Raw genomic sequence first — 16,577 nt, forward strand, 5'->3', positions numbered from 1 at the left:
GTCGCGACACGAAAAAGGCCGCCACGGAAAATTCCGAGGCGGCCTTTCGCGTGCGCGGAGTCAGCGAGAAATCGCGCGCCCGATCAGTTCGGCGAACACCGTGCCGAGCGACTTGCCCGCCGCCTCGATCGCCATCGGCACCGTCGACGTCTCGGTGAGGCCCGGCGACGGGTTGACTTCGAGGAAGTGCACCGTGCCGTCCGCGGCGACGATCGCGTCGGTCCGCGAGATGTCCCGCAACCCGAGGACGCGGTGGGCGGCGACGGCGAGCTCGGCCGCAGCCTTGGCTGCGGCGTCGTCGAGCCGGGCCGGGGTGAAGAAGTCCGTCAGGCCGGCGGTGTAGCGGGCCGTGTAGTCGTACACGCCGCTCTCCGGGACGATCTCGACCGCGGGGAGGGCCTCGGGGCCGTCCGCCCCCTCGATGACCGTCACGGCCACCTCGACGCCGTCCACGAGCCGCTCAGCGAGCACCGTGTCGCCGTACGCGAAGCAGCCGACCATCGCCGCCGGCAGTTCCGCCGCCTCGCGGACCACCTGGGTGCCGAGGGCCGAGCCGCCCTGGTCGGGCTTGAGGATCAGCGGCAGGCCGAGCTGCTCGACCATCGCGTCGAGCACCGCCTGGGCACCGAGCTCGCGGAACGTGCTGTGCGGCAGCACCACCCAGCCCGGCGTCACGAACCCGGCGTTCTCGATGAGCGCCTTGGCCGTCGGCTTGTCCCACGCGCGGCGGCAGCCCTGGGAGCCGGTGCCGACGAACGGCACCTCCAGCATCTCCAGCACCGTCTGCACCGAGCCGTTCTCGCCCTCGCCACCGTGCAGGGCGACGACCACCGCGTCCGGCCGCTGGGTGCGCAGGCGCTCCAGCAGGCCCGCGTCGGTGTCCCACTCCTCGATGCCGAGACCCTCGGACTTCAGCGCCGCGGAGAGCCGTCGCCCGGACCTCAGCGAGACGTCGCGTTCGTGCGAAAGCCCGCCGGCGAGCACGGCAACGGTACGGTCGACCACCGTGGAAACTCCTTAGCTGGATGGAAAATCAGACCGTGTCCGGAGAAGGGTTCTGCGGTCCTTGGATCTGGCGCGAGGCCACGTTACCGAAGGTGCGCGCGAGGTCCATTTCGGACTCCAGCACGGCGGCCAGCCGCCGCACGCCCTCGCGGATCCGCTCCGGCGTCGGGTAGCAGTAGGACAGCCGCATCTGGCGGCTGCCGAAACCGTCGGCGTAGAAACCGGTTCCGGACGCGTACGCCACCCGCGCGGTCACCGCGCGCGGCAGCATCGCCTTCGTGTCGACGCCTTCCGGCACCGTCACCCAGACGTAGAAACCGCCGTCCGGCTTGGTCCAGGAGCACCCCGCGGGCAGGTACTGCTCGAGCGCGCCCAGCATCGCGTCGCGCCGGTCGCGGTAGTTCTCGCGGAACTTCTTGATCTGGCCCTTCCAGTCGTGCGTGGCCAGGTAGCGCGACACGATCATCTGGTTGAACGTCGGCGGGCACAGCGTCGCCGACTCCGCGGCCAGGACGAGCTTTTCGCGCACGGCGTGCGGCGCGAGCACCCAGCCGACGCGCAGGCCGGAGGCGAACGTCTTCGAGAACGAGCCGAGGTACACGACGTTGTCGGGGTCGGTCGAGCGCAGCGCCGGGTAGGTCTGGCCGTCGAAGCCGAGCAACCCGTACGGGTTGTCTTCGACGACCAGGACGTCGTGGGCGCGGCAGATCTCCAGGATCTCCTCGCGGCGCTCGACGGCCAGCGTGACGCCGGCGGGGTTGTGGAAGTTCGGGATCGTGTACAGGAACTTGACGCGGCGGCCGGCCTTCTTCGTCTGCGCGAGAGCCTCGCGCAGGAGCTCCGGCACCAGGCCGTGCTCGTCCATCGCCACGTGCACGACCTGCGCCTGGTAGGCGGCGAACGAGCCCAGCGCGCCGACGTACGACGGGCCTTCGGCGATGACGACGTCACCCGGGTCGCAGAACAGCCGCGTGACCATGTCCAGGCCCATCTGGGAGCCGACGGTCACGACGACGTCGTCCGGGTGCGCCTTGATACCCTCGAGGGCCATGATTTCGCAGATCTGCTCGCGCAGCACCGGGACGCCGTGCGCCGAGCCGTACTGCAGCGCTACGAGGCCGTCCTCGGCGATGATCTCCGCCACCTGCGCCGACAGCGTGTCGAGCGGGAGCGCGGCCAGGTTCGGCATGCCGCCGGCCAGGGAGACCACCTCGGGCCGGCTGGCCACCGCGAACAGCGCCCGGATCTCGGAGGCGGTCATCCCGGCGGTGCGCGCGGCGTACCGCTCGAGGTGCGGGTCGAGGTTCTGGCGGCCGCTGTGCGGCTTGCTGGGGCGGTTCTCGGTCATCGACGATTCACCCGGGGCTCGATGGACAAGGCTGCCTGTAGAAGGCTCAGTAGATCCCATCGAGTGTAACCGGGCACCCATCGGGACCCCCTGGCCTTTCGGTGCTTGTCACATCGGCCTATCCTCGTTCATGGCTCCCGTGATCGTGCTGTTCTACCGCGCGGCTTGACGACCGGGCAGCCGGTCGGGAGCGCGCAGGTCAGGGAGGTCGCAGGTGTCGCGTCGCGTCGTGGGCGTCACACTGGACAACCTGGAGCACCTGCCGAAGAGCTGCCGCAGGTGCGTCTACTGGGAGCTGGCCCCCCATCTCAAGAACCAGGCCGAGGAGTTCGGCGCCACCGAGGTCGAAAAGGAAGCCTGGGTCTCGAGCGTGCTGCTCGAGTGGGGTTCCTGCGGCCGCATCGTCTACAGCGACACGCTGCCGGTCGGGTTCGTGCTGTACGCCCCGCCGAACGCCGTCCCGCGGTCGCTGGCCTTCCCGACGTCCCCGCCGAGCGCGGACGCGGTGTTGCTGACGGCGTTCCAGATCCTCCCCGAGTTCCGCGGTGGCGGCCTCGGCCGGATGCTCGTCCAGGCGGTCGCGAAGGACCTCACCAAGCGCGGCGTCCGGGCCATCGAGGCGTTCGGTGACGCTCGCCCCGACGAGTCGGATCCGGACGGCGGCCACAGCTGCGTGCTGCCGGCGGCCTTCCTGCAGAGCGTCGGCTTCAAGACGGTCCGCCCCCACCAGAAGTGGCCGCGCCTGCGCCTCGAACTGCGCTCGGCGATCACCTGGAAGGAAGACGTCGAGGCGGCGCTGGAGAAGCTGCTCGGCCAGGTGACGATCACCACGGCCGAGCCGAGCCTCGGCCGCGCCTGACTCGAACCGCAAACGTTTGCGCAGGTGTTTCGGCATGTCCGAAACACCCGGATCCGCTGCGTGTGCGCAACTGTGGATGAACTGCCTAGTTATCCACAGAGCGCTGATAGGCGCGGTGGACAAGCTGTGGAGAACTGCCCGAAAACCTGGGGACGACGCACGCGCGTCCCCAGGGGTGGTGGGGCAGGTGAAGGTGAGCCGCTAGGGGTTGTGGTCAGCCCTATTCGGCCTTGGCCAGCTCGTGCGCCAGGACGTCGGCGAACGTGAACGTTCCCGTCGGCTGGTCGCCTTCGCCGAGCAGATACAGGCGCTTGACGGCGATCAGGATGCCCTCGGCGACGATGTCGCGGAACGCCGGGTCGCCCAGCTTGCGAGCGTCGTCGGGGTTCGTCAGGTAGCCGATCTCGACCCGGACCGCCGGGCAGCGGGTGCGGGTGAAGATGTCCCACGACTTGTAGTGCGTGCGGTTGTCCTGCAGGCCCGTACGGGCCGCGACCTCGCGCTGGATGAAGCCGGCCAGCAGCTCACCCACCGTCGACGTCGTGCCGTTGCCGGTGCCGAAGTGGAAGCTCGCGACACCCTGTGCGCGCGGCGAGGGGTTCTTGTCGCTGTGCAGCGAGAGGAACAGGTCGGCGCCCGCGTCGTTGGCGAACTTGGCGCGCTCCAGCTCCGTCGGGCTGTGGTTCGGGCCGCGGGAGATCAGCGCCTCCATGCCCGTGGCCTTCATCCGGCCTTCGAGGCGGCGGGCGAGGTCCCACGCGATGTCGGCCTCGCGCAGACCGCCGGCGACCACGCCGAGGTCGTCGCCGCCGTGGCCCGGGTCGATCACGATGCGCTTGCCGCGCAGGCGGGGGCCGGCCTGGCGCACCTGCTCCTGCTCGCGCAGGAACACGGGGCGCCCGCCCCGGGCCCGCGGCGAGGACAGGCGGTGCAGCTCACGGATGGTCGCGGGGCCGCACATGCCGTCCGGCGAGAGCCGCATGTCGCGCTGGAACGTCTTGAGCGCGCGCTCGGTCGAGGCGCCGAAGTAGCCGTCGGGGCGGCCGGCGTCGAAGCCGAGCTCGGTCAGGCGCTCCTGCAGCGTGAAGACGTCGTCGCCGTGCACCGGCGCGGCGATCGAGTAGGACAGCAGCCGGCTGCCCAGGTGGTAGCTGGCGCCCTTGAGCGCCTGGAACGTCGCCGGACCCACCAGGCCGTCGGTCATCAGCCCACGGCTCTGCTGGAAGGCCCGGACGGCGTTCTCGACGGCGACGTCGAACGTGTCGTAGGCGTCGGTACCGGAGACCGGCGGGAGCAGGTCCATCCCGGCCAGGATGGACCTGATCTCGGCGACGTCCGGACCGGCGTCACCGCGGCGGAGTACCCGCATGCACTCCTCGCTCTTCCTAGGGGCACCGACTTCGGGGGCTCGGTGCGGGGCAAGAAAACCTTGGCTGGGACGGGCCCAGGTCCTCTATTGTGCCTTGCCAACTCTCGGTGACAGCGCAGGCCCGGTAGGTGCGTCAAGAGCCCGATCGTGGCGCACCCTCGGTGGCCCCGGTCACGCTGGATTCACCCACACGGGGGGCATTCCCCCGAACGGCAACGGACCCGGGCCCCGCGAGAGGGTTCTCGCAGGCCCCGGGTCCGTGAGGCGTGTTTCGATTCAGAGGACGTCGGCGAGATCCGACAGCAGCGCGGCCTTCGGCTTCGCGCCCACGATCTGCTTCACCGGCTTGCCACCCTGGAACAGGATCAGGGTCGGGATGGACATCACCTGGTAGTCACGCGGCGTGTTCGGGTTCTCGTCGATGTCGATCTTGGCGATGGTCAGCTTCTCGCCGTTCTCGGCCGCGATCTCCTCGAGCACCGGGGCGACCATCTTGCACGGCCCGCACCAGGTGGCCCAGAAGTCGACCAGAACGGGCTTCTCGCTGGTCAGGACCTCGTCGACGAACGTCGCGTCGGTCACCTTCACGGTGTTGGACATGGTTTCTCCTTCAGGTTGGTCGAAAGCCGGAAAGTCAGTTGGTGCCCGCGCCGTAGCCGCCGCCGACCAGCTCGGCCGCCTCGTGCGCGTCCGAGTCGCCGTGCTCCGCGAGCCATCGTTCCGCGTCGATCGCGGCGCTGCACCCGGAACCCGCGGCGGTGATCGCCTGCCGGTAGGTGCGGTCCACCAGGTCGCCGGCCGCGAAGACGCCGTCGAGGTTCGTGAACGACGTCCGGCCCTGGGTGACGACGTAGCCGTCCTCGTCCAGGTCGACCTGCCCGCGCACCAGCTGGCTGCGGGGGTCGTGCCCGATCGCGACGAAGAAGCCCGACACGTCCAGCGTCGACTCCGAACCGTCCTTCGTGTCCTTCAGCTGCAGGCCTTCGACCTTGCCGTCGCCGACCACGCCGGTGATCTGCGAGTTCAGCTTCCACTTGATCTTCTCGTTCGCGCGGGCGCGCTCGAGCATGATCTTGGACGCGCGGAACTCTTCGCGCCGGTGGACGACCGTGACGGACTTCGCGAACTTCGTCAGGAAGGTCGCCTCCTCCATCGCGGAGTCGCCGCCGCCGGCGACCACGATGTCGTGGTCGCGGAAGAAGAAGCCGTCACAGGTCGCACAGGCCGACACACCGCGGCCGAGGAGCTCCTGCTCACCCGGCACGTTCAGGTACCGCGCCGCGGCACCCATGGCGAGGACGACCGCACGGGCGGCGTAGCGCTTGCCGTTCGCGTGGACGTACTTCACGTCCCCGGTCAGCTCCAGCGACTCGACGTCCTCCGCGCGCAGCTCAGCGCCGAAGCGCTCGGCCTGCTTGCGCATTTCCTCCATCAGGTCCGGACCCATGATGCCGTCGCGGAACCCGGGGAAGTTCTCGACCTCGGTCGTCGTCATCAGCGCGCCGCCGAACTGCGTGCCCTCGAACACCAGCGGTTCCAGCTGGGCCCGTGCCGCATAAACGGCAGCGGTGTATCCGGCAGGACCCGACCCGACGATGATCAGGTTCCTGATTTCCTCGGCAGCCACCCGTGACCTCCGCTCGTAGTGACCCTGTACCAGGCTCAACACGATCGTAGGTGCCCATGTTCCCGGGGTGACAGCCGCTACTTCTCCCCGACGACCTTGTCGAACAGGACGGCCGGATTACCCGGTCCACAGTCCGCGCCGAAGGCCACGAGCCGGAACTGGGCGAGCTTGCCGGTGGTCAGGATGATCATGACGCCGGCCTTGCCGCCGACGTTCACCGGGCGGATGCCCTCCGGGCGCACCTTGGGGTCGAGGCCGGCCGCCGCGATGCACGCGTCCAGCTTGTCCTCGGTCTGCAGCGGGCCGAAGTCGCGGACGCCGACCGCCTTGCCGACCAGGGCCTGGGCGCCGCTGCCGTCACTGCCGACCGACGGACCGGTGGGTGCCGGAGCCGCGACGTTCGGGGTGCCGGTCTGCTGCGAAGTGCCCGGGATCGCGACCGTCACGGCGACGACCGCCGCCGCGGCCGCGGTCAGGACGCCGGCGGCCCAGCCGAGCCGCTTGTTCCGGCGCCGCCGGGCCGCCGCGAGGTCCACCACCTGGGCGTCCCCGCTCCCGGCCTGCTCCGGTGCCGTGCGCGGCTTGGGAAAGGCGGCGGCTGCTTCGGCGGCGAGCGCCGCGTCGAGTCGCGCGGCGAACTCCGCCGGCATCGGCGGGGCGGGTGCCTCGGCGAGCGAGGCCAGGTCGGACCGCGTCGCGTCGAGGGCGTCCAGGATCGCGCGAGCCTCCGGGTCGGCGTTGACCAGCGGCCACAGCTCGGCGGCCTGGCCGTCGTCCAGGACGCCGGCGTGGAGATCGGCGAGCACGTCGACAGACCAGGGCGGACCGACGGTCCCCCCGATCCCCCGGCTTTCGTCCGTCATCGTCCCTCCCCGCTACCCGGCTGGCGCCCGGCCCGTTTGCTTTCGTGAGTTGGGACGTTCGCAATCGCATCGGGGTTCCGCAGGTGTCCGAGAACCTTCGCGAGTTTTCCGCGGCCCCGGGCACACCGGCTCTTCACGGTGCCTTCGGCGATGCCGAGCATCTTCGCCGTCTCGGCGACGGAGTAGCCCTCGACGTCGACGAGCACGATCGGGGCCCGCTGGTCTTCGGGCAGCTGGTTCAGCGCCTCACGGACGAGCAGGCTGGTCTCGCGCTCGGCCATCGAGTCCCGCGGGGTGGCCGGCTCGTTGAAACCGGTTTCCGGCAACGGCACGGTCGGGCGCGCCTGGCGGCGGCGGATCCGGTCGAGGCAGGCGTTCACCACGATCCGGTGCAGCCAGGTCGTGACCTGGGACTCCGCGCGGAACTTGTCGGCCGCGCGGAAGGCCGAGATGAACGCGTCCTGCAACGCGTCGGCGGCTTCTTCCGGATCGCGGACCGTGCGCAGGGCGACCGCCCACATGCGGTCGCGATGTCGCTGGACGAGTTCGCTGAACGCATGGGGGTCCCCCGCGGCGTGAGCCGCTATCAGATCCGCATCCGTGGGAGCTGCAGCTGTCACCCGCAAGAGCCTACTGACCCTGTCGGGTGCGTCACCCCGCAGGCAGGAAGGTCAGGTCGGCGATTTCCGTCTGGAACTTCCCGTCGTCGCCACCCAGTGCGGTGATCCAGACGATGAAGTACTCACCCTGCGTCGGCTGGGCCAGCGGGATCGTCGTGTCGCCGTCCTTCAGGTCGCCGTTGCCGACCACCTTCGTGTCGGCCAGGTCGGGGTTCTTCTCGGTGGCCGAGCGGATCTCGACCTTCGTGCCCGCCGTGCCGCCGCCGATCTGCACCTGGCTGAGGTTGATCGGGTCCTTGAAGGTGACGACCAGCCCGACGCCCGGCTTGATGACGGGGAACTGCTGCTTGTACTGCTCGGTGCGCCACTGCGTCTCGGGCTTGCCGTCGGTCGCGAACTTCGCCCGCGCCGTGTTGTCGCCCTTGCCCTCGGGGTTGTAGACCGCGACGGCCTGCGGCTTCACCGCGGCACCCACGGCCGGCGACGGCGGCGGGGCCGGCTGGCTCGACGCGGGCGGCTGCCCGGCCGGCTGGCTCGACGCCGGCGGCGCGGCGACGTTGATCGTCGGCCCGCTCGCCTTCGAGTCGCCCTGGAAGACGTTGATCAGCATCAGCCCGCCCCAGGCGAGGATGACGACGGTCGCGACCACCAGCACGGTGACGCCGAGCGCGAGCTTGCGCCGCCGCGCGACGTCCTTGACCGGCTTCTTCGTCGTCCAGACCGTGCCTTCGCCCTCGGCGGCGGCGTCACCGCCGACGGCCTTGATCAGCTGGGTGCGTTCCTCTTCCTCGGCCACCTGGTCGAGCATCCGGAGGATGGCCGCGCTGGTGCGGATGCCGCCGTTGCCGCCGTCCTCGATCGTGCGCACGGCCAGCGACGAGAGATCGGCGGGCACCGTCGGGATGAGCTGCCGCGGCGGGACGATCCGCCCCTGCGGCGTCGTCGGGGCCGGCTGGATCGCGGGCGGGCCGCCGGGCAGCGCCCAGCGTCCGGTCAGCAGCAGGTACAGGACCGCGCCGAGCGCCTTGACGTCGTCGCGCAGCGTCGCCTCCGGCAGCGGGCCGGGGAACGCGAGCTTCAGCGCACCGCTCGGCGTCAGCCGCAGCCGCTGCGGGTGGTCGAGCCCGAGGACGAGCCCGTTCTGGTGGGCCTGTTCGACGGCTTCGGCCAGCGCCTGCACCATCCGCGCGGCCGCGGCGGGCGCCACCGGCCGCTGCGCGACGAGGTCGACCAGGTCGCTGCCCTTGGTCCACTCCGCGACGACGACGCCGAGCAGACCTTCGCTGGAGGTGATCCCGCTGCCGAGCGCGAGCACGTCGAGCACGCGGGCGACGCCGCCGTGGCCGAACTTGGACGCGTGCGTCGCGCGTTCGAGAGTCCGCCGCGCGAGCCGCGCGGCTTCCGGGTCGGCCGGATCGCCGACCAGTAGGGTCAACGCGACATCGCGCTTCAGTTGGCCGTCGCGGGCGCGCCAAAGGTGCGCGTCACCCCGCTCGTCCACGCCGAACTGCGCGAGGAGGCGGTAGCGGCCGTCGCCGACCACACGCCCGGGGGCCAGCGATCCGACCTGGGCCTTGCCCACGTGGTTCGCACCCCCCGCCTGTTCGCTCCGCCTCGTGTCCACCCGCACTCTCCCGTTAGCTCCCCGATCCAAGGTTACCCAGAATACGACGCGGGAGTCGTCGCCATCCGTACCGGAATCGTTACCCCCGCTTGATCAACCGGGTGAACCTGGATGTGGCCGGTTTCAGCTCCTCCACCTTCAGCGCCATGAGCACGCCGAACGAGACCGTGATCCCGACGATGCCCTGCAGCAAGAGCTTCACCCAGGCCCCCAAAGTGGGCCCGAACGAGTCCGGCACGATCGAGCCGGCGACCCAGGCCGCGCCGACGCCGAGACCGCTGGCGACCACCGTGAAGAGGATCACGCCGATCACCCGCTTGCTCCGCAGGTTGCCCAAAGTCACCCAGAGCCACACCTGGCCGAGGATCGCGCCGACGACGAACGTCAGCGCGTTGACCATCATGACGCCGAGCACGACGTTGTCCGGCGACAGCAGCACCGGGCACAGGTACAGCAGCGGCACCTTGACCAGGGTCATCACGATCATGATCAGCGTCGGCGTGCGGGCGTCCTTCATCGCGTAGAAGACGCGCATCTGGAGCATGACCAGCGCGTACGGCAGCAGCGCGAACGCCGAGATCGCGAGCGCGTCGCCGAGCCGCTCGGCGGTCTCGACCGTGCCCTTGCCGAAGGTGAACAGCGCGATGCCGATCGAGCCGCCGACCACCGTCATCACCGCGGAGATCGGGACGAGCAGCACCGTCGACATCCGCGACGCGTACGACAGGTCGCCGATCAGCTTCTTGTGGTCGCCGTCGGCGGCCGCGCGGCTCATCCGCGGCATGATCGCGGTCAGCAGCGAGACGCCGATGACGCCGTACGGCAGCTGGAAGAGCAGCCAGGCGTTGCTGTAGGCCGTCACACCACCGGGTGAACCGCTGGTCAGCACGCGGGTGTTGATCGTGTAGCCGACCTGGCTCACCGCGACGTAGCCGAGGATCCACAGCGCGAGGCCGCCGAACTCCTTCATCTGCTTGTCGATGCCCCAGCGCCACTTGAACCGGAAGCCCGAGCGCAGCAGCGGCGGCACCAGCAGGAAGGCCTGGGCGATGATGCCGCCGGTGACGCCGATGCCGAGCGTCAGCACCTTCGGGTCGGTGATCGACGGGTTGACGGTGTCGATGTCCCCCGGCATGACCCAGACGACCATGATCGTGAAGATGACCACCAGGTTGTTGATCACCGGCGCCCACGCCGTCGGGCCGAAGATCTGCTTGGCGTTCAGCACCGCCGAGAGCAGTGCGAAGACGCCGTAGAAGAAGATCTCCGGCAGCAGCAGGTAGGCGAACGCTGTGGTCAGCGACGAGCTGGCCTTGCCGGAGCCGTCCACGTAGAGGCCGGTGAACGCCGGTGCCGCGAGCACCGCGACCACCGTGCCGATCAGCAGCAGCGAGAACGCCACGGTGATGAGCCGCTGGGTGTAGGCCGCGCCGCCGTCGGGCTCGTCCTGCGAGCGCACCAGCAGCGGCACCACCACGCTGGCGAGGACGCCACCCATCAGCAGCTCGAAGATGATGTTCGGCATCGTGTTGGCGACGTTGAACGAGTCGTTCGCGATGCCCTGGCCGATCGCGGCGACCAGCAGCAGCTTCCACAGGAAGCCGGTGATCCGGCTGATCAGCGACGCGATCGCCATCCGGCCGGACGCCTTCGCCAGCGACGGTGCCTTGGCCGGGGCCTCTTCGTCCGGCCTCGGTTTGACCAGCGGCCCCTTGAGCGCCGGCATGACCTGGGTGGCCAGCGCGTCGTACGGGCGCATGACGTCCGGGTCGGCGACCGGCCAGCGCGAGTTCATCGGGACGCCGGGGGTGCGCGGGATGAACCGCGTGGCCTCCGGGTCGGGCGGGCGCTGGGCGTCGTCCTGCCACGGCCGGACCGGCGCGGGCCGCCGTGACCCGCGCCCGCGGGGGGGCACCGGGATGCCGGGCGGCGGTGTCCCGGGGGCCGGGTTGCCCGCGGCCGGAGTGCCCGGCGGCGGGGTCACGGGTGGCGGCAGCGGCGGGGCGGGCTGCGGCAGCCGCCCCTGGAGCGACGGCTGACCCTGCGGGCCTGGCGGACCTGGCTGGACCGGCGGTCCCGGGGGCGGCGGCACGGGCTGGACGCGGGTGGGCGCCGGACCGCCGGCCGCGCGGGGCGGCTGTCCGCCGCGCGGGGGCGGGGCCTGGGGCGGTGGTCCTGGCGGGGGCGGGGCCTGCGGGGGCGGGACGCGCCGAGGCTGGCGCGGTTCGCGGGGCGGGGCCTCGTCGTGGACGGGCCAGGCGTCGGGCGGGGGTGCGTCGTCGCGGACGGGACGCCCCGGGCCGTCGTCGCGGACGGGACGCCCCGGGCCGTCGTCGCGGACCGGTCGCCCGTCGCGTGGGGGCAGGTCCTCGCGCACCGGCCGCGGTTCGCGGATCAGGCCGTCGTCGCGGACGGGCCGGCCGTCGCGCGGGAGTGCGTCGTCGCGGACCGGCCGGCCGTCACGCGGAGGTACGTCGTCGCGGGGCGCTCGGCGAGGCGGGCCGTCTTCGCGCGCCGGTCGCTGCGGCGGAGCGTCATCGCGTGCGGGCCGCCGGGGCGGAGCGTCGTCCCGGGCGGGCCGGGGTGCGTCGTCGCGGGCCGGCCGGCGAGGGGGCGGGCCGTCTTCGCGCATCGGGCGCCGGTCACGGACCGTCGCGTCGTCGGGGGCCGGCATCTTGCGGGTGTGGCCGTTGCGGGGCGGCTGGCGGCGGCCGCGCTCCGGGGGAGGCGGCTGCGGGGGTGGCGGCTGGCGGCGGACCGGCGGCGACGCCCGCGGGGGCTCATCACCCCGTTGCGGGGGCGGAGCGCCTTCGCGCCGAGGACGACTCGCACGCTCGGGTGGTAAGCCCGGCTCTCTCTCCAACGCGTGCCCAATCCTCGGTGCTCGGTCCGGCGCCGCGGCTCGGTGCCGCGTGCGTGCGGACCAAGAGTAATCGGGAACCGCCCGGAACACTCGAAGGCCGAGGGATCAGTCCACCAAGTCGCGACCCGTACGGGCGTCCTTCACCCGCCGGTAGATGCGCCGGGAGGCCAGCAGAAGTAGGGCCACACCTGCGGCGACGGTCGCGATGATGGTGATCGCGCCGTACTCCGTCGACGTCAGCTCGAAGCGCGCGGATGACCCGAGCGGGGTACCGGTGGGCGTGCTCAACGACACATCGACGCTGAACCGGCCGGCCCGCAGCGCCTCCACCGGGAGGAAGTACTGCCGGCCGCCGCCCGCGGGGAACGACACCTCCTTGCGGTCGTCCGCGCGCAGGCCGATGTTGTTGTTCAGGGTGAACCGGGCGTTGATCCCGACCGGCAGGTCGTTCACCACGTACACCGGCAGCGGCGAGTTGCCCGACGCCAGCGCGATCGTCTGCCGTGGCTGCTGGACGCTCACCCGGTCGCCGATGGCCCCGAGCTCCGCTTGCGCGTTCGCGGTCGCCGCGTCGGCGGGCAGGCCCCGCCAGCCGGTGGAGGCGCCGCGCAGCTCGGCCAGCCGGACCGGCGCGACGACGTCCTCGGGTTTCACCCGCTTGGTGGGGTCCAGCTCCATCGCGGACGCCATGCCGGTGGCCTGGTCGTCGAGCCTCGACAGCGTCGAGACGAGGGCGGGGTCGACGCCCGCGGTGGGGTCCTGGCCGCCGTCGCCGACCGCGCCGGAGCCCGCCGGGTCGGCGTCCAGCAGCGAAGGGAGCGACGACGCCGTGACGACGCCGGCGTTGAGGAAGTCGCCGACCTGCTGCAGGTACGCCGTCAGCTCGGCGGCCGGGGCGTCCCACCGCCGAGGCGGGGCGACGAGCAGGTGGTTCGGGCGCTCCTGCCCGGCGGGCAGGCCGAGACCGGCCCGGAAGGCGAGCGCCCCGAGCCCGTTCTGGCTGGAGATCGCCCGCTCGGTGTTCGCGGCCACGGTGACCGAGTCGGGCACGCTCGGCACGCCGGTCATGGCCGCGGAGATCAGCGAGTCGGTCGGCTGGGCGCGGACCGCGCTGCCCTGCACGGTGACCCCGCCGCCCCCGCCGACGGGGGCGAGCTTCGCCGCGTCCGTCAGGACGGTCTTGACGCCGGCCTGGGTCAGGGCGGTGAGCACGGCCTCGTTGAGCGTGCCGTCCGGCCAGAGCACGCCGGTCTGCGGCGTGACGCCGGCCAGCTGCTGGATGGTGTCGGCCGCCGCGGCCGCCTGCGCGACCAGGATGGGATCACCGGGACGGATCCGGGAGACGGTGTTGAGGTCGGCGTCGGCGTAGGGCAGCGCCACCGCGCACCGGCCGGTCAGCAGGCCGCGCAGCGACGACAGCCACGTCTTCGCCGTCTGGACGCCCTTGCCTTCGACGTTCCCGCTCGCGGTGTGCACCTGGTAGCCGCGGCTCATCGTGTCGACCGTGGCCAGCAGGTCCGGGTCGAGCGCGAAACACATCGACTTCGCGAGGTCCGAGTCACCGTGCACGGCCGTGGCCGCGGCGGTGACCAGCGCGTTCAGCCGGCCGTCGGGGCCGATCTCGTCGGCCAGCCGGTCGTCGCGCAGCACCAGCGGCTGGCCGTACGGCGCCGCGTAGACCGGCGGGACGCCGCTGGTCAGCGGCCAGAGCAGGGTCATGCTCGGCGCGCCGGCCGACGAGTGCCCGGCCGACTTGCCCGGCCCGGCGAGCACCGGCATCAGCATGCTGACCGCGCCCAGCCGCGCGGCTCCGCCGAACTCCGGCGTGCCGTTGACGTTGACCAGCAGCGGGTAGACGCCGGGGCGGCCGAACTGCGCCGCCTTCGTCCCGGTCAGGTTCACCGTGATGTTCAGCGGCGCGCTCTGCCCGGGCTCCAGCGCGTCCGCGACCGAGGTGAACTCGGTCAGCGGGCTGTCCTTGATGACGGCGCCCGAGAGCACGTCGCCGATCCCGCGGGTCGTCGTCTGCCGCTCGCCGACCTGCAGCCGCACCTGCGGCCGGTTGACCTTCCGGTCGCCGGTGTTGGTCACCGTGCCGGCGACGGTCAGCGTCGTCGTCGAGGTCGTGATCACGCGCGGGGTGAGCTGGGTCAGGTCGACCCGCAGGCGCGCGCCCTCTTCCGCCTGGGCCACCGTGGCTCCGGTGAGGGCGGGGACGGCCAGGAAGAGGACGGAAAGGAAGGCTGCGGCGAACCGCTTCACTCGGGGGCTCCCTCAGGGGCGTGCTCGTCTCGTCCGTGGACGTCCGGGCGCGCGAAAAGTTCCTTGAGCATCTGACTGGCCTTCCGCACGAGCTTGCGTTCGTCGGAGTAGGCGAGTTTGGTCTCCAGCTCGGCCAGCGGCCACCAGGCCACCTCGGTGACCTCGACGTCTTCGTCGGAGAGCTCGCCGCCGAGCGCTTCGAGCAGGAAGTGGTGGACGGTCTTGTGGATCCGCCGCTTCTCGGCCACGAACCAGTAGTCGATGGTGCCCAGCGGCTGCAGCACGCGCGCGGAGATGCCGGTTTCCTCCTTGACCTCGCGCACGGCCGTCTGTTCCACCGTCTCACCGTCCTCGATGTGGCCCTTGGGCAGCGACCAGAGCAGTCTGCCGTGCCGGTCGAGCCGGCCGATCAGCACCGCCTGTTCGCGCTCGGCGTCCACCACGAGGCCACCGGCCGACGTCTCGTCGACCGTGGTCAGGCGCCTGCCGCGCTGACGCCTGCGCCGCCTCCGCGGCTTGGAGGCGCCGGGACGGCCGGCTGATCCAGACATGCTGCGATGCTAGAGCAAACGGTTGCCCCGGTAGGCTGGCTCTCCGTGTCCTGTCCGGTGGTGCCTGTAGTAACCGCACCCGAAAGTAGTGGGAATTTCGTGAACGACGTGGTCGCCAAGGAGAACGCGGTGGTCGAGCTGATGCGGCTCTCCCCCCTGGCGGACGAGCTGGCCGAAAGGTTCGCCCGGGCCGGGCACCGCCTGTACCTCGTCGGCGGGAGTGTGCGCGACGCGCTGCTCGGCCGGCGCTCCGGCGACCTCGACTTCACCACCGACGCCCGGCCGGACCGGGTGCTCAAGATCGTCAGCGACTGGGGTGACGCCGTCTGGGACGTCGGCATCGCGTTCGGCACGGTCGGCGTGACGAAGAAGGGCATGCAGCTCGAGATCACGACGTTCCGCGCGGACAGCTACGACCGCGTCGGCCGCAACCCCGAGGTCACCTTCGGGGACAGCATCGAGGGCGACCTGCTCCGGCGCGACTTCACGGTCAACGCGATGGCCGTCGAGCTGGCGTCCAAGACGTTCATCGACCCGCACGACGGCTTGAGCGCGCTGCGGGAGAAGGTCCTCGACACGCCGGCGACGCCGCAGGAGTCGTTCGCCGACGACCCGCTACGGATGCTGCGGGCCGCCCGGTTCGCCGCGCAGCTCGGCTTCACCGCCGCGCCGCGGGTGGTCGACGCGATGACGTCGATGGCCACCGAGATCGACCGCATCACCGCCGAGCGCGTCCAGGCCGAACTGTCGAAGCTGCTGCTCGCGGACGACCCCCAGCCCGGGCTGGAGCTGCTCGTGGACACCGGGCTCGGTGACCGCGTGCTGCCCGAGGTGCCCGGGATGCGGCTGGCGATCGACGAGCACCACCAGCACAAGGACGTCTACCAGCACTCGCTGACCGTGCTGGCCCAGGCGATCGACCTGGAGAAGTCGCACGAGCCGACGTCCGAGCCGGACCTGATCCTGCGGCTGGCGGCGCTGCTGCACGACGTCGGCAAGCCGGCGACGCGGGAGTTCCAGCCCGGCGGCGGGGTGAGCTTCCACCACCACGAGGTGGTCGGGGCGCGGATGGCTCGCAAACGTTTGCGGGCGCTGAAGTTCTCCAAGGAGATCATCGACGACGTCTCCCAGCTCGTGTTCCTCCACCTGCGGTTCCACGGCTACGGGAAGGGCGAGTGGACGGACTCGGCGGTCCGCCGGTACGTCACCGACGCCGGTCCCCTGCTGACCCGGCTGCACAAGCTCGTCCGCGCCGACTGCACCACGCGCAACCGCAAGAAGGCGGCCGCGCTGCAGGCGACCTACGACGACCTCGAGGCCCGCATCACCGCGCTCAAGGCCAAGGAGGACCTCGACCGCGTGCGGCCGGACCTCAACGGCGAGCAGATCATGGAACTGCTCGGCATCCAGCCCGGACCGGACGTCGGCAAGGCGTGGAAGTTCCTCAAGGAGCTGCGCCTGGACCGCGGTCCGCTGGAGCACGACGACGCCGTGGCCGAGCTGAAGAAGTGGGCCGCCGAGCAGGAAATCGGGAATTTCTGACCAACTTGCGATGAATTCCGTGGAAGCCTGGACCTGGGCGCCAC

The 16,577-nt window shown here is 71.4% G+C and carries 14 protein-coding genes; 2 read left to right on the forward strand and 12 right to left on the reverse strand.

Annotated features, from left to right (window positions below; genetic code table 11):
* Nucleotides 1-60: 60 nt before the first annotated feature.
* Together AB0C38_RS02185 and AB0C38_RS02190 are read right to left on the reverse strand one after the other, a co-directional pair.
* Nucleotides 61-1,005, reverse strand: coding sequence for a D-alanine--D-alanine ligase (locus AB0C38_RS02185; protein ID WP_360665108.1), 945 nt, complete (start codon nt 1,003-1,005; stop codon nt 61-63).
* A 28-nt stretch (nt 1,006-1,033) separates the two neighbouring features.
* Nucleotides 1,034-2,353, reverse strand: a complete 1,320-nt coding sequence (locus AB0C38_RS02190) for a PLP-dependent aminotransferase family protein (protein WP_360665111.1) — start codon at nt 2,351-2,353, stop codon at nt 1,034-1,036.
* A gap of 214 nt (nt 2,354-2,567) precedes the next feature.
* On the opposite strand from AB0C38_RS02190, the gene AB0C38_RS02195 reads away from it, so the two are divergent.
* Nucleotides 2,568-3,212, forward strand: a complete 645-nt coding sequence (locus AB0C38_RS02195; RefSeq protein WP_360665114.1) for a GNAT family N-acetyltransferase — start codon at nt 2,568-2,570, stop codon at nt 3,210-3,212.
* Nucleotides 3,213-3,432: 220 nt separating this feature from the next.
* Here AB0C38_RS02195 and AB0C38_RS02200 read toward each other — a convergent pair whose 3' ends face one another.
* The 10 genes from AB0C38_RS02200 to AB0C38_RS02245 form a co-directional block, all read right to left on the reverse strand.
* On the reverse strand, nt 3,433-4,581 hold the full coding sequence (locus AB0C38_RS02200; protein WP_360665117.1) for an N-acetylmuramoyl-L-alanine amidase: 1,149 nt from the start codon (nt 4,579-4,581) through the stop codon (nt 3,433-3,435).
* 276 nt (nt 4,582-4,857) lie between these two features.
* Complete coding sequence (gene trxA / locus AB0C38_RS02205) at nt 4,858-5,181, reverse strand: thioredoxin (protein WP_020642536.1); 324 nt, start codon at nt 5,179-5,181, stop codon at nt 4,858-4,860.
* A gap of 34 nt (nt 5,182-5,215) precedes the next feature.
* Complete coding sequence (trxB, locus tag AB0C38_RS02210; RefSeq protein WP_360665120.1) at nt 5,216-6,208, reverse strand: thioredoxin-disulfide reductase; 993 nt, start codon at nt 6,206-6,208, stop codon at nt 5,216-5,218.
* 77 nt (nt 6,209-6,285) lie between these two features.
* Complete coding sequence (locus tag AB0C38_RS02215; protein ID WP_360665123.1) at nt 6,286-7,071, reverse strand: hypothetical protein; 786 nt, start codon at nt 7,069-7,071, stop codon at nt 6,286-6,288.
* Nucleotides 7,068-7,691, reverse strand: coding sequence for an RNA polymerase sigma factor SigM (gene sigM / locus AB0C38_RS02220; RefSeq protein ID WP_360665126.1), 624 nt, complete (start codon nt 7,689-7,691; stop codon nt 7,068-7,070). The genes AB0C38_RS02215 and sigM overlap by 4 nt, the downstream gene beginning before the upstream one ends.
* A 31-nt stretch (nt 7,692-7,722) precedes the next feature.
* On the reverse strand, nt 7,723-9,273 hold the full coding sequence (locus AB0C38_RS02225) for a protein kinase family protein (RefSeq protein ID WP_360665129.1): 1,551 nt from the start codon (nt 9,271-9,273) through the stop codon (nt 7,723-7,725).
* A 121-nt stretch (nt 9,274-9,394) separates the two neighbouring features.
* Nucleotides 9,395-11,299 (reverse strand): murein biosynthesis integral membrane protein MurJ, encoded by a 1,905-nt coding sequence (murJ, locus tag AB0C38_RS02230; protein WP_360665132.1) that lies wholly within the window; start codon nt 11,297-11,299, stop codon nt 9,395-9,397.
* A gap of 410 nt (nt 11,300-11,709) precedes the next feature.
* Nucleotides 11,710-11,961: a hypothetical protein gene (locus AB0C38_RS02235; RefSeq protein WP_360665135.1), complete on the reverse strand. Its 252-nt coding sequence runs from the start codon at nt 11,959-11,961 to the stop codon at nt 11,710-11,712.
* A 322-nt stretch (nt 11,962-12,283) separates the two neighbouring features.
* Entirely contained in the window at nt 12,284-14,440 is a 2,157-nt protein-coding gene (locus tag AB0C38_RS02240; protein ID WP_360665138.1) for a DUF6049 family protein, read from the reverse strand.
* Nucleotides 14,437-14,991 (reverse strand): NUDIX hydrolase, encoded by a 555-nt coding sequence (locus AB0C38_RS02245; RefSeq protein WP_360665141.1) that lies wholly within the window; start codon nt 14,989-14,991, stop codon nt 14,437-14,439. Before AB0C38_RS02245 ends, AB0C38_RS02240 begins: the two co-directional genes overlap by 4 nt.
* A 99-nt stretch (nt 14,992-15,090) precedes the next feature.
* Here AB0C38_RS02245 and AB0C38_RS02250 point away from each other — a divergent pair, with 99 nt between their 5' ends.
* Nucleotides 15,091-16,533 carry a CCA tRNA nucleotidyltransferase gene (locus AB0C38_RS02250; RefSeq protein WP_360665144.1) on the forward strand — a complete coding sequence of 481 codons (1,443 nt, stop codon included), beginning with the start codon at nt 15,091-15,093 and terminating at the stop codon, nt 16,531-16,533.
* The last annotated feature ends 44 nt before the right edge of the window (nt 16,534-16,577 follow it).

Source organism: Amycolatopsis sp. NPDC048633, from assembly GCF_040650695.1.
Taxonomy (GTDB): Bacteria; Actinomycetota; Actinomycetes; order Mycobacteriales; family Pseudonocardiaceae; genus Amycolatopsis.

Bases quoted from the DNA above. Each gene is read 5' to 3' on its own strand.
- AB0C38_RS02190 (WP_360665111.1), bottom strand. From the start codon at position 2,353: ATGACCGAGAACCGCCCCAGCAAGCCGCACAGCGGCCGCCAGAACCTC.
- AB0C38_RS02200 (WP_360665117.1), bottom strand. From the start codon at position 4,581: ATGCGGGTACTCCGCCGCGGTGACGCCGGTCCGGACGTCGCCGAGATC.
- trxA (WP_020642536.1), bottom strand. From the start codon at position 5,181: ATGTCCAACACCGTGAAGGTGACCGACGCGACGTTCGTCGACGAGGTC.
- AB0C38_RS02215 (WP_360665123.1), bottom strand. From the start codon at position 7,071: ATGACGGACGAAAGCCGGGGGATCGGGGGGACCGTCGGTCCGCCCTGG.
- AB0C38_RS02245 (WP_360665141.1), bottom strand. From the start codon at position 14,991: ATGTCTGGATCAGCCGGCCGTCCCGGCGCCTCCAAGCCGCGGAGGCGG.